Here is an 11,902-nt window from a genome sequence, read left to right on the forward strand (position 1 = left end):
CGATGAGTGAAACACGCGCCCCGGCCCTGGCCTGGGCCGGCCTGTTGCTGGCCAGCGCCTGCTGGGCCGGCAACGCCCTGGTGGCGCGGGCCTTCCATGACGACATCCCGCCCATCGCCCTGACCTTCTGGCGCTGGAGCCTGGCCCTGGCCATTCTCCTGCCCTTCGTCGCCCGCCCCCTCTGGCAGCACCGCGCCGCCGTGCGTCGAGCCGGCTGGCGCCTGGTACTGGTGGCGGCGATGGGCATCAGCACCTACAGCGTGCTGCTGTACTGCGCCGCGCGCACCACGGTGGCGATCAACCTCACCCTGCTCAACACCTGCCTGCCGCTGGCCACCTTCATCGGTGCCGGCCTGTTGCTGGGTGAATGGCCGACGCGGCGTGCCTGGCTGGGCATGGCGGTGGCCATACTCGGGCTGCTGGTGCTGATCGGCCGCGGCAGCCTGGCCTCGCTGGCCAGCCTGAGCTTCAACCCGGGCGACCTGATCATGCTGCTGGCGGTGCTCGACTGGGCGCTCTACACCCTGCTGCAACGGCGCTGGGCGGCCTGGTTCCAGGGCATCCCGCCGCTGGCCTTCCTCGGTGCGCTGGCGCTCTGCGGCGTGCCGCTGCTGCTGCCCTTCTACCTGCTGGAACTGGCCAGTGGCGCCCACTTCGAACCCAGCCTGCGCAACCTCGTCGCCATCGGCTACACCGGCACCTTCGCCTCGCTGATCGCCTACCTGCTGTGGAACCACGGCATCGCCGTGCTCGGCGTGGCCAAGGCCTCGCTGACCAACTACCTGATGCCGGTGTTCACCGCGATCCTCGGCTTCCTCATCCTCGGTGAAGCGCTGCAGGGCTACCACTGGGTGGGCGGCGGCATGATCTTCGCCGGCCTGCTGCTGGGTACCCGCCAGCGGGCGAAGTAGGCCACTGGCGCCTTCGGCCTCGCCCGTAAAAAGCGCAAAATCTGCAAAACCGCCGTCGCTACAGTGCGTTCCAAGGAGACCGCATGAAGCCCGAGACCCTGAACCACCATGGCCAGCGCCTGGAACCCGTCCTGCACTGGCTGGCTCGCCACCCCGACGCCGACCCGGACCTGTACCGGCTGGCGGACCTGGCCTGCCTTTCGCCGTACCACTTCCATCGCGTCTACCGCGCCTTGATGGGGGAGACGGTGAACGCCACGGTGCAACGCATCCGCATGCACCGCGCGGCGGTGGCACTGGGCAACCCCGAGGCTTCCTTGCGTGATGTGGCGCAGCGCGCCGGCTACGAGTCGGACGCGGCGTTCAACCGGGCATTCGGCACCGCCTTCGGCATCCCGCCGGGGCGCTATCGCGCAGCCCGCTCCCGACCCTTCGACCCCAAGGAGCTCGGCATGTACCCCATCAAGATCGAAACCCTACCCGGCGTCACCCTGGCAGCCCTGGCCCATCGCGGCAGCTACCAGGAAATCGGCCCGCAGTTCGCCCGCGTCTTCATGCTCGCCGCCACCCGCGGCATCGCCCAGCCCGAGTCGGTCGGCTACGGCATCTACTTCGACGACCCCGCCCAGGTGCCCGAGCACGAGTTGCGCTCGATGGCTTGCGTCCCGGTGGCGCCCGATGCCGTGCTGGGCGACGAGCTGCTGCGCTTCGAAATCCCCGCTGGCCGCTGCGCCGTACTGACCTACACCGGCCCGTACAACGAGATGGAAAAGCCCTACAACTGGATGTTCTCGCAATGGCTGCCCGCCAGCGGCCACGAACCGTCGAACTTCCCCATGTTCGAGATGTACATGAACGACCCCCGCACCACCCCGCCCGCGCAGCTGCAGACCTGCATCTGCATGCCGCTGAAGTAGGGCAACGGGGTCCGGCGGGGCAGGGAAGCGCCTTCGCCGGATCCCAGATAGGTGCTGGGACCCCGTGCTGCGGCTCGACCCGTGCTCCGCTGGGCTCAGCGCCAGCCTGCGAATCAGGGCTTCAGGTAGCGCTCTTGATAAGCGGCGATGCGCTGGTCCAGCTCCTGCTCGGTGATCTTGCCTTCTGCATACTGCCGCAGCTCCCAGCCAAGCCGGCCCAAGGCTTCCATCCTGGATCCCTCGCCGGGACTCGAGAGCGTGCCTGAGAGCCATTCGCCACTGGGCGACGGCATGAAGAAATACATGCTGTAGCCATCCAGAGTCAGGTTGCTATCGCTTTCGGGGCGAGTGCCTGCCAGTTCTTCTCTCCAGATGTCACTCAGCGCCTGGGCCCTTGTTTCCGTCAACGGGCGGGCGATGCGTGTTGTCTTGATCTCTCGATAGTTCGTGGGTGTGGTTGCGCGTACCTGTTCATAGAGTCCTGGTGTCGAGATCAGCATTGCGCGGCGGGACGCATCCTTTTCGGCTTCGTATTTTTGAAGCCTCAAGGAGAAACGTATGTCCGTGCTTGGGATGAGCACGAATGCCTCCGTGACAGTCCCGTGCTTTGCGACTCCGGCAACGGATTCCAGGGAGAGGGCGGGGCTGAGGATGGTATTGAACAGCGTGCCTTCCTCAAACGCCTGTCGAAAGACATATCGCTTGGCTTGCTCAAGAGCCACTGATCGATCTGCTTGCTCGTTTGGATCAAGGTGGTCATTGCTGGACCAGGCAGGAAGGCAGCTCAGCAGAGCGGCCAGCAGGGCAATGGCACGGGTCATTCGCTTCATCCTTGAATGAGGGCTTGCAGGATCACCTTGTCCTGTCGCTTCCGCAATCTTGGTCATTCAGATTGGGCCAACCCATCACGCTGGCCGTTCCTGGCGAAACGGCCAGGAACCTGTAGCGTCGACTTCTTTCGCTCCAAGAACCGCCGTACCAGAACGACTCCGCCTGTCAGAAGGTCGCATCGAAGTTATTTCTCTCGCCCTGTATAGTTCGCGCGGCAGATTCAGCTGTTTTAATCGGGAAGCCGATTGTCGCATTGCCCCCTCGGTGCCCCCTCTATACAACAGCCAACCGTCCGTATCCGGCCGACAAAGCCTGCCTTGTCTTTGCTGCCGAACGGGCGACTTCTGCTTTCTGGTCCCGCGACCCGGTCACCGGAAACAACAGTCAGCCCTGCCGGGTTACCCCTCGGCGGGTGCCAGCCCTTTTACAAAAATAAGAGGTTCACATGTCCAGCAGCGAACATGAACTGCAACGCGGCCTGGGTGAGCGGCACATCCGCCTCATGGCCCTCGGCGCCTGCATCGGCGTCGGCCTGTTCCTTGGCTCCGCCAAGGCCATCCAGATGGCCGGCCCCGCCATCATGCTCTCCTACATCATCGGTGGCCTCGCCATCCTCGTGATCATGCGCGCCCTCGGCGAGATGGCCGTGCACAACCCCGTGGCCGGCTCCTTCAGCCGCTACGCCCAGGATTACCTCGGCCCGCTGGCCGGCTTCCTCACCGGCTGGAACTACTGGTTCCTCTGGCTGGTGACCTGCGTCGCCGAGATCACCGCCGTCGCCATCTACATGCAGATCTGGTTCCCCGACGTGGACCGCTGGATCTGGGCCCTGCTGGCCCTGGCGAGCATGGGCACCATCAACCTGATCACCGTGCGCGCCTTCGGCGAGTTCGAGTTCTGGTTCGCCCTGATCAAGATCGTCACCATCATCGCCATGGTCGTGGCCGGCGCCGGGATGATCGTCTTCGGCATCGGCAATGGCGGCATCGCCACCGGCATCAGCAACCTGTGGAACCATGGCGGCTTCATGCCCAACGGCATCCAGGGCGTGCTCATGTCGCTGCAGATGGTCATGTTCGCCTACCTCGGCGTGGAGATGATCGGCCTCACCGCCGGCGAAGCGCGCAACCCGCAGAAGACCATCCCCAACGCCATCAACTCGGTGTTCTGGCGCATCCTGCTGTTCTATGTCGGCGCGCTGTTCGTGATCATGTCCATCTACCCCTGGAACGAGATCGGCACCCAGGGCAGCCCCTTCGTCATGACCTTCGAACGCCTCGGCATCAAGACCGCCGCCGGCATCATCAACTTCGTTGTCATCACCGCGGCGCTGAGCTCCTGCAACGGCGGCATCTTCAGCACCGGTCGCATGCTCTACAGCCTCGCCCAGCACGGCCAGGCGCCCAAGCCCTTCGCCCGGACCTCGGGTAACGGCGTACCGCGCAACGCGCTGCTGCTGTCCATCGGCGCCCTGCTGCTCGGCGTGCTGCTGAACTACCTGGTGCCGGAGAAGGTGTTCGTCTGGGTCACCTCCATCGCCACCTTCGGCGCCATCTGGACCTGGGCCATGATCCTGCTCGCGCAGATGAAGTTCCGCCGCAGCCTGAGCCCGGCCGAACAGGGCAAGCTGCAGTTCAAGATGTGGCTGTTCCCCCTCAGCTCCTACCTCGCCCTGGCCTTCCTGGTGCTGGTGGTGGTGCTGATGGCCTTCTTCGAGGAAACCCGCATCGCCCTGTACATCGGCCCGGCGTTCCTCGTGCTGCTGACCGTGCTGTACAAGGTGCTCAACCTCAAGGCCAAGGTCGAAGCGGACAGTGCGGTAGGCAATCTGGCTTCCTGACCGCCGCGCTGATGCACCCAAACACCCCGACTGGTGCGGGGTGTTTTCATTTGGGCAGGCGCGAATGCCTTGGCGGTTCACCTCCCGCTCACGGCTTACAATGGGCACCTTATCCACAGTACGGATCACTTCGTGGGCAACGGACTCCACACCGCCAGCCGCGCACTGGCGATCAGCCTGCTCTTCATCATCGGCACCCTGCTCCAGGGCCTTTGGGCGCTCGCGCCCTTCGCCAGCAACCCGCCCTCGGACATGGGCCGCTACTCGCTCGCCGAGGAGCTGCTGGTGCATGCGTTGCTGCTTATCCCGCTCCTGCTGCTCGCCCGCTGGCTCGGCCAGCGCATCACTCACCGCCTGCTCAGGGTGGCCTTGGCCACCTTGCTGGCGATGCTTGCGTGGTACCTGGTGGACATCAGCATCTTCGACAACCGGGTGGCGAGCTGGAGCACCTACACGAGCCTGGAGATGGCGATCGAGGTGCTGGGGTATGCGGTGTTGCCGGTGATGGTGGCGGGGGCGGGGTTTGGGACGGCTCTAGCGCTATCGAGACTGGGAAAGTGAATTGCTAATGGTTCCCGGAGGGCTCGCTTTAGCCTTCCGGGAACATGAGGCCACTAGAGTTCAGTGGTGCATGGCTTCCCGTAGTTCCAGGTCACCTTGTTCCCGTCCTTGGCCACGAAGGTGAACACTCGTTCCGAGGCACCTTCATAAGCGTTTTCGAATGGAATCACGACCTTGTCTTTCGAGACTTTGGGCTTTACGAACTGCCTTGTGACCGGATCACCCCCCACGTACCTCGTCCACAGCATCTCGTCTTCGCCATAGAGATCTATGTAGTCGTATGAGCCATCGGCCTCGACACATTTGAAGAGGACGGAGTTGCCTTTCTTATAGGCGCTGTCCACGTATGACTTCATATCAAAGTCGTCCGCGTGAGCGGTGGTTACCAGGAGCGCGAGTGCCAGCGTAGTTTTCTTCAAGATGCTTCCTTTCAGGTGGTTGTCGCTTCGGGCAAGCATGACAGGCTGCTTTGTGCTCATGCCAGTGGATCTCTTTCAGGCACCCGACACGGCCCCGACGACGCTAAGATCGTGCCCCTTGCTTGGACGCTCTCTGTACAGGACGTACCCCATGATCGACCTGCTGTTCTGGCCACTGCTCGTCACCTTCTTGTTCGCGCCGCCCTGGTTGCTCTGGAGGCGTGCCGAGCGGCTGGGCTGGTTGAGCCGCTACGCGCTGGCCTTGCTCCCGGTGGGCGTTACCTGGCTGGGATGGCAATGGGGCATCTGGGCCTTTGAGCACTTCGACTGCCAAGGCAACACCAAGGGGCTGCGGCTGCACGACTGCCTGTCGAACGGGCAGGACATGACCGCCTGGGTTGGGCGAGCGCTGTTCCTGAGCGTACCGATGATGTTCATCGGCCTGCCGCTTTCAGGTTGGTTCCTGATCGACACGCTGACTCGCCACCTCGGCCATCTCACCAATCGCGAATGAATTCACCCCCACAAACCGGCACATCGCCTCTCGGGGCGTAGGGTGGATGGCGCTCTTTCCATCCACCAATGGCGTTCTGCGTATGCCTTGTAGGGTGGGCCGGGCGGCGTTCCGCTTCAGCCCACCAGAGGCAGACAGCGTGGGCTGAAGCCCACCCTACGGCCCCATGACGCACCCACCAAAAAACGGCACATCGCCTGCTCGTAGGATGCGGTGAACTCGGCGAACCGCATCGGTCCCGCTCGGTGTTGGCCGGTGGGCTGAAGCCCACCCGACGGCCCCGGCCAGCCCCGGGGCCGACCCAATTCCGGGCAAAAAAAACCGGCAATCAAAAGGGGAGGGATTGCCGGCGTGCGCATACGGAGGAGAGGGTTGGCTATGCGGCGAACTCGTCCTCGTTGAACGCCATCAGGGATGCTTTGCCTGCCATCACCTCGGCCAGCAGGCCGTCGGTCTCGGTCAGGGTTCGGGTCATGTAGAAGTCGGCGGACTTCAGCTTGGCGCCGTAGAAGGTCTTCTCCTCGCTGCCCGCGTCCAGCTTGGCCTGGGCCACCTGAGCCATGCGGGCCCACAGCCAGGCCAGCGCGGTCAGTGCGAACAGCCGCAGGTAGGGCGTGGCCGCAGCGCCGGCCTGTTCCGGGTCCTTCATGCCTTCGGTGGCCAGCCACATCGTCGCCTGCTGCAACTGGCGCAGCGCCTTGTCCACCTTGGCCACGTGGGCCGCCTCGGGGTTGGCCTTGAGCCACTCACCCACCAACTGGAAGAAGCCGCGCACCGCACGGCCGCCGCCCAGGGCCAGCTTGCGGCGCACCAGGTCCAGCGCCTGGATGCCATTGGTGCCTTCGTAGATGCGGGTGATGCGGCAATCCCGCACCAGCTGCTCGATGCCCCAGTCCTCGGTGAAGCCCGAGCCGCCCATCACCTGCAGGCCTTCGTTGGCGCAGGCGAAGCCCTCGTCGGTGAGGAAGGCCTTCACCACCGGCGTCAGCAGTTGCACCAAGTCGTCCGCCTGCTGGCGCACCTCCGCGTCCGGGTGGTCGTGGGCGATGTCCTGATGCAGGCCGGTGAAGTAGGCCAGCGCGCGGCTGCCCTCGATCATCACCTTCTGGCGCAGCAGCATGCGCCGCACGTCCGGGTGCACCAGGATCGGGTCCGCCGGCTTATCCTGCGCCTTCGGCCCGCTCAGCGAGCGGCTCTGCAGGCGCTCACGGGCGAAGCCCAGGCTGATCTGGTAGGCGTTCTCGGCAATGCCCAGGCCCTGCATGCCGACCATCAGGCGTGCCGAATTCATCATCGTGAACATGCAGCGCAGGCCCTTGTGGGGCTCGCCGATCAGCCAGCCCTTGGCACCCTCGAAATTCATCACGCAGGTGGCCGAGCCCTTGATGCCCATCTTGTGCTCCAGCCCGCCGCAGAAGGCCGGGTTGCGGCTGCCATCGGCGAGGAACTTGGGCACCAGGAACAGCGAAATCCCCTTCACCCCGGCCGGCGCATCGGGCAGGCGGGCCAGCACCAGGTGGACGATGTTCTCCACCAGATCGTGCTCACCGCCGGTGATCCAGATCTTCGTACCGCTCAGCGCGTAGCTGCCGTCCGCCTGGGGTTCGGCGCGGGTGCGGATCAGCCCCAGGTCCGTGCCGCACTGCGGCTCGGTCAGGCACATGGTGCCGGTCCACTCACCGCTGATCAGCTTCGGCAGATAGGTCTCCTGCTGCTCGCGGGTGCCGTGGGCGGTGAGGGCATTGATGGCGCCGTGGGTCAGGCCCGGGTACATGCCCAGCGACAGGTTCGCCGAGCACACCATCTCCTCCACCATCATGTTCAGCACATGAGGCAGGCCCTGGCCGCCGAACTCGGTGGGGCAGGCCAGCGCCGTCCAGCCACCTTCGGCGAACTGGCGGTAGCCCTCGCGGAACCCCTCGGGCGTCTTCACCGCGCGGGTCGCCGGGTCGTAATGACAGCCTTCCTTGTCGCCCGAGCTGTTCAGCGGGGCCAGCACGCCTTCAGCCAGGCGCGCCGCCTCTTCGAGGATCGCGCTGCCCAGGTCCCCGCCGAATTCCCCTTGGGACGGCAGCGCCTGCAGGTGCGTATAGGCATCGAGTACTTCATCGAACACAAAGCGCATGTCGCGGAGCGGCGCGCGGTAGGCCGGCATGGTGGAGTCCTCTAAAGCTGTACATTGAGTGAATTTGTATAGCTTTTCTACTGCTGCGTATAAGTTTGTACAAGGGGTTTGTACAACTTTTTCCCGCCGGGGGGATGACCGGCCAGTTCCGCTTTCAGCGCCCCGGCAAGCCGCCATGGCCCGCCAGGCCCCGCGCCCTGTAGGCTTCGCCCACCCGCAAGGAGGCCTCGATGAAACGCGCGTTAGGGATTACCTCACTCACCCTGGCACTCGCCGCCAGTGCTGCAGGCGCCGGCTACCTCTACCTCACCCAGGTGCCCCGCCTGGCCTACCCCCTCCAGCGCCTCGACGGCTGGGCCCTGAGCGATGGCGGCTCGTACGGGTTGGAGGTGGTGGATGCCGAGAGCCGTGTCGTCCTGCTGGGCATCCAGGCCACCGGCCTCGATGTGCCCGAGGAACGCCACCTCGCCTTTATCGGGCGGCCGCTGTTCGGCCTGCCCCTGACCGTTACCGCCGGCCTGGGCAGCACGCTAGAACGGCAGATCGATGCACTCGCCCACGAAATCGCCCGCAGCGGGCTGGATGAAGCTCGCTGGCGAAAGGCAGGGGACGCCCTCAACCCGCGCGAGCAGCCCTACGCCGTCGCGTGGTCACTGCATGAGCAGTTGGTGGCGCGTCGCGGGGGAGGGCGGGAGTGAAGGCGGGGGATCAGGAGAGGAACGCCCGGCGCCCCATGACGTGGGCACCGAGCGGGGGAAGGTGAAAGGCGGCGCTAGGCCTAGGAGGGCGGGGCGATCAGACCGTCGTGTTCGGGGCTGGTTTGTCCGTCTTGGAGACGCAACTCTCCGCTGATCAACCAGCACTGATACTGCGGAAAAACTCTGCTTAGTACTCCTATCTCATCAGCACCAAGGCGAGCACGCCCACGCTTTATGTTCTGCCAGCGAACATATCCCGTACTACCTGCTTCTGATAATTCGGTGATGCTGGCCATTTCCAAGAGTTGCATGGCGCGCTGCGTAATTCCTTCGCTCATACACTATTCCCAGACTTTTCCTACATTTATGCTTTTTCGGTTTAATGTATTATTTGCGTGTATTTGAGACGTGTATTAAGTACACGGCTCGTCCAAATATAGAGCCGATTATAGGAGCTTTATATGGAACAGTCTGGCGTAGTGGGGCTTAGCGCTGATGGAAAGCCTGAACGATTAAACGACGCGCGCTGTGCGCCGTTCTGCACTCAACTCGTCCTGGCGGAGATGTGCGGCCTCGAGGAGATCACCGAGGACGTGGTGCGCGGCTGGGTCGAAACCAGAACGATCCCCACCGTGAAGATCGGGCGTCGCCGGGTGATCAATCTCCATCGCATTCGCAGCGACCTGGATCAGGGCAAGACGGTCTTCAGCGCAGGGGACTACGCGAATGAATAGGACGACTGCCCATCAGCTGCTGTTGCTTCTGCGGAGGATTCGCTACTCGGATCCGGATCGGGCGTTCGCACAGTTCATGCGCTTTACCGGTTATGTGGATGCGTTGCAGGACACGGGCGCCTATGAAGCAGAGACGTTGCGGCGCCTCGATCAGCTCGGGCTTAACGCGTTTGCGCAGCGCCGTGGCCGGAATCTTGTGAGGGAGTGATGAAAGGAAATGTCCTGAATTTTCGCAGGCGCAGGGAGTTTCGCCTGCTCTGCCTGCTGGTGCCGTCGTCCACGGGATCACTGCATGCGGTGCCTGTCACGACGCTGAGGGCACGCGCACCCTGGGTCGATGTTCAAGGGCGCTGGGGACTGGCGTTACCTGCCGGCCTCTACCTGCGCGAAACCTTCGCTTGGAAGCCGCACGGGTGGCCGGGCAGGGAAGGGGGGCCAGCAGTTGGGAGTGAGATGAGCCGACGCTTCTCTTCATGCGGCGCAGATTTGGAATTACCGCCTCGTCACTGCAGGACGTGCGCTACCAAGTCAGAAAACTGATCCAGACTCCTGGCTCCCGGTCGAATCTGCCAGTCCTACGCCGTCGCGTGGTCACTGCATGAGCAGTTGGTGGCGCGTCGCTGGGGAGGGCGGGAGTGAAGGCGAGTGATCAGGAGAGGAACGCCCGGCGCCCCATGACGTGGGCATCGAGCGTGGGAAGGTGAAAGGCGGTGCTAGGGCCTAGGAGGGCGGGGCGATCAGACCGTCGTGTTCGGGGCTGGTTTGCCCCTGGTCCGGCTTCACCCCTCTGCTATCACGCAGAAGGCGCGTCATCCGGGCTGATGTGCCCGTTCTCGGGCTCCGTGCGCCCGGATATCAGCCAGAGCGCGAACTGTGGATAAGCCTCAGCCAGGATGCCCACTTCCTCGGTGCTGATCCTGATTTTGCCGCCGCTGATGTTCCGCCAGCGCTCGTAGTTCTTGCCCCCGAGTTCGCTCAAGTGCTTCGGTCCTACAGCCCGAATCAGTTGAAGTGCTCTGTTTCTTACGTCATCCATTGATTTTTCTCGACTTGAGTAACCTTTACTCGAAAGCAGCAGTGCCCTAGATTGCTTTGAGTATCTATTACTCGGAATGGCTTAGAGTGGCCGATTATAGGGTGTCTGTATGGAACAGTCTGGAGTAGTGAGGTTCAGCACGGGCGCAAAGCCTGAGCGAATGAGCGATTTCCGCTGTGCGCCGTTTTGCACGCAGCTGGTGTTGGCTGAAATGTGCGGCATCGAGGAGATCACCGAAGACGTGGTGCGCGGCTGGGTAGAGAGCAACACCATCCCCACCGTGAAGATCGGCCGACGCCGCGTCATCAACCTGCACCGCATCCGCCTCGACTTGGAGAGCGGCAAAACAGTCTTCAGCGCGGGGGACTACGCCCAATGAAAGCCATCAACGTTCAACTGCGCCTGCTCCTCAAGGCCATTCGCTACGCCGACTCGGAGCGCTCGCTCGCCTACTACATCCGCATGAGCGGCTACCTCGACGCCCTGCAGGACACAAACACCTTCGACACCACCGAAATCAAGCGCCTCGACTGCCTCGCCTTCAACGCCTACCACCAGCGCACCAACCGCCATAACCGGGAGCTCATATGAACAAGGCCGTTCACCCCCAGCAGGCACACCCCGCACTGCGCCTGCTCTGCATCCTCACCCCCACGGCCTACGGCCAATGGCGCCCCGTCCCAGCCGCCCCCCGCCGCCCCCGCGCGCCCCGTGCCGATATCCGGGGGCGCTGGGGCTATGTGCTGCCGGAGGAGCTTTATATGTGGGAGGTGTGGATAAGGGCATGGGCACCCAGCCCGAGGCGGACCGGGCTACAGGCTCACTGTGCAAGGCTTCCCGTGGTTCCAGGTCACCTTGTTCCCTTCCTTAGCTACAAAGGTGAACACTCGCTCGGAGGCGCCTTCATAAGTGCTTTCGAGCGGAATCACGACCTTGTCTTTCGAGATTCTGGGCTTTACGAACTGCCTCGCGACCGGATCACCCCCCACGTATCTGGTCCAAAGCATCTCCTCTTCGCCGTAGAGATCTAAGGAGTCGAAAGAGCCATCGGCCTCTACGCATTTGAAGGGAACGGAATCACCTTTCTGGTACGCACTGTCCACGTACGACTTCATGTCGAAGTCCTCGGCATGAGCGGTCGTTGCCAAGAGTGCGAGTGCCAGCATCACTTTTTTCATACTGCTTCCTTTGCAATTTTTTCTTTGCCCTTCTGAGGCGCTTGGCCATTAGCCTCTGACGCCCATCATGCTGGCCTACCAGCCAGACACAGGATGGAACTTATCGAGTTGTGGTTCGGGGCGCGATGCCTTTGTGAC

The 11,902-nt window shown here is 63.3% G+C and carries 16 protein-coding genes; 10 read left to right on the plus strand and 6 right to left on the minus strand.

Annotated features, from left to right (window positions below):
- Positions 1–2: 2 nt before the first annotated feature.
- Positions 3–911, plus strand: a complete 909-nt coding sequence (locus RTW82_RS21775) for a DMT family transporter (RefSeq protein ID WP_316926453.1) — start codon at positions 3–5, stop codon at positions 909–911.
- A gap of 83 nt (positions 912–994) precedes the next feature.
- Positions 995–1,828, plus strand: coding sequence for an AraC family transcriptional regulator (locus tag RTW82_RS21780; protein ID WP_316926454.1), 834 nt, complete (start codon positions 995–997; stop codon positions 1,826–1,828).
- A gap of 113 nt (positions 1,829–1,941) precedes the next feature.
- Here RTW82_RS21780 and RTW82_RS21785 read toward each other — a convergent pair whose 3' ends face one another.
- A complete protein-coding gene (locus RTW82_RS21785; protein ID WP_316926455.1) occupies positions 1,942–2,649 on the minus strand; it encodes a hypothetical protein in 708 nt (235 codons plus the stop codon).
- A gap of 455 nt (positions 2,650–3,104) precedes the next feature.
- Between RTW82_RS21785 and RTW82_RS21790 the strand changes: the two genes are divergently transcribed.
- Together RTW82_RS21790 and RTW82_RS21795 are read left to right on the plus strand one after the other, a co-directional pair.
- The gene (locus RTW82_RS21790; protein WP_316926456.1) at positions 3,105–4,499 is read left to right on the plus strand and encodes an amino acid permease; all 1,395 of its coding nucleotides are present in this window, start codon (positions 3,105–3,107) and stop codon (positions 4,497–4,499) included.
- A gap of 132 nt (positions 4,500–4,631) precedes the next feature.
- Entirely contained in the window at positions 4,632–5,060 is a 429-nt protein-coding gene (locus tag RTW82_RS21795; protein WP_316926457.1) for a hypothetical protein, read from the plus strand.
- Between the two features lie 53 nt (positions 5,061–5,113).
- On the opposite strand, the gene RTW82_RS21800 is transcribed toward RTW82_RS21795, so the two are convergent.
- Positions 5,114–5,539 carry a hypothetical protein gene (locus RTW82_RS21800; RefSeq protein ID WP_021220411.1) on the minus strand — a complete coding sequence of 142 codons (426 nt, stop codon included), beginning with the start codon at positions 5,537–5,539 and terminating at the stop codon, positions 5,114–5,116.
- A gap of 91 nt (positions 5,540–5,630) precedes the next feature.
- Here RTW82_RS21800 and RTW82_RS21805 point away from each other — a divergent pair, with 91 nt between their 5' ends.
- Positions 5,631–5,993 carry a hypothetical protein gene (locus RTW82_RS21805; protein ID WP_316926458.1) on the plus strand — a complete coding sequence of 121 codons (363 nt, stop codon included), beginning with the start codon at positions 5,631–5,633 and terminating at the stop codon, positions 5,991–5,993.
- A 376-nt stretch (positions 5,994–6,369) separates the two neighbouring features.
- Here RTW82_RS21805 and RTW82_RS21810 read toward each other — a convergent pair whose 3' ends face one another.
- Positions 6,370–8,148: an acyl-CoA dehydrogenase C-terminal domain-containing protein gene (locus RTW82_RS21810; protein ID WP_316926459.1), complete on the minus strand. Its 1,779-nt coding sequence runs from the start codon at positions 8,146–8,148 to the stop codon at positions 6,370–6,372.
- Positions 8,149–8,348: 200 nt separating this feature from the next.
- Between RTW82_RS21810 and RTW82_RS21815 the strand changes: the two genes are divergently transcribed.
- Positions 8,349–8,816: a hypothetical protein gene (locus RTW82_RS21815; protein WP_316926460.1), complete on the plus strand. Its 468-nt coding sequence runs from the start codon at positions 8,349–8,351 to the stop codon at positions 8,814–8,816.
- A gap of 80 nt (positions 8,817–8,896) precedes the next feature.
- On the opposite strand, the gene RTW82_RS21820 is transcribed toward RTW82_RS21815, so the two are convergent.
- The gene (locus tag RTW82_RS21820; RefSeq protein ID WP_316926461.1) at positions 8,897–9,154 is read right to left on the minus strand and encodes a DNA-binding protein; all 258 of its coding nucleotides are present in this window, start codon (positions 9,152–9,154) and stop codon (positions 8,897–8,899) included.
- 123 nt (positions 9,155–9,277) lie between these two features.
- On the opposite strand from RTW82_RS21820, the gene RTW82_RS21825 reads away from it, so the two are divergent.
- Both RTW82_RS21825 and RTW82_RS21830 read left to right on the plus strand, forming a co-directional pair.
- Positions 9,278–9,550 carry a DNA-binding protein gene (locus RTW82_RS21825; protein ID WP_316926462.1) on the plus strand — a complete coding sequence of 91 codons (273 nt, stop codon included), beginning with the start codon at positions 9,278–9,280 and terminating at the stop codon, positions 9,548–9,550.
- The gene (locus RTW82_RS21830; protein ID WP_043245652.1) at positions 9,543–9,758 is read left to right on the plus strand and encodes a hypothetical protein; all 216 of its coding nucleotides are present in this window, start codon (positions 9,543–9,545) and stop codon (positions 9,756–9,758) included. Before RTW82_RS21825 ends, RTW82_RS21830 begins: the two co-directional genes overlap by 8 nt.
- Before the next feature lie 585 nt (positions 9,759–10,343).
- Here RTW82_RS21830 and RTW82_RS21835 read toward each other — a convergent pair.
- Entirely contained in the window at positions 10,344–10,529 is a 186-nt protein-coding gene (locus RTW82_RS21835; protein ID WP_021220418.1) for a hypothetical protein, read from the minus strand.
- Between the two features lie 166 nt (positions 10,530–10,695).
- Between RTW82_RS21835 and RTW82_RS21840 the strand changes: the two genes are divergently transcribed.
- The gene (locus RTW82_RS21840) at positions 10,696–10,965 is read left to right on the plus strand and encodes a DNA-binding protein (protein WP_165680330.1); all 270 of its coding nucleotides are present in this window, start codon (positions 10,696–10,698) and stop codon (positions 10,963–10,965) included.
- Complete coding sequence (locus RTW82_RS21845) at positions 10,962–11,177, plus strand: hypothetical protein (RefSeq protein ID WP_316926463.1); 216 nt, start codon at positions 10,962–10,964, stop codon at positions 11,175–11,177. The genes RTW82_RS21840 and RTW82_RS21845 overlap by 4 nt, the downstream gene beginning before the upstream one ends.
- A gap of 221 nt (positions 11,178–11,398) precedes the next feature.
- On the opposite strand, the gene RTW82_RS21850 is transcribed toward RTW82_RS21845, so the two are convergent.
- Positions 11,399–11,764, minus strand: a complete 366-nt coding sequence (locus RTW82_RS21850; RefSeq protein WP_316926464.1) for a hypothetical protein — start codon at positions 11,762–11,764, stop codon at positions 11,399–11,401.
- Positions 11,765–11,902: the final 138 nt, after the last annotated feature.

Source organism: Pseudomonas sp. zfem005 (assembly GCF_032621735.1).
Lineage (GTDB): Bacteria > Pseudomonadota > Gammaproteobacteria > Pseudomonadales > Pseudomonadaceae > Metapseudomonas > Metapseudomonas solani.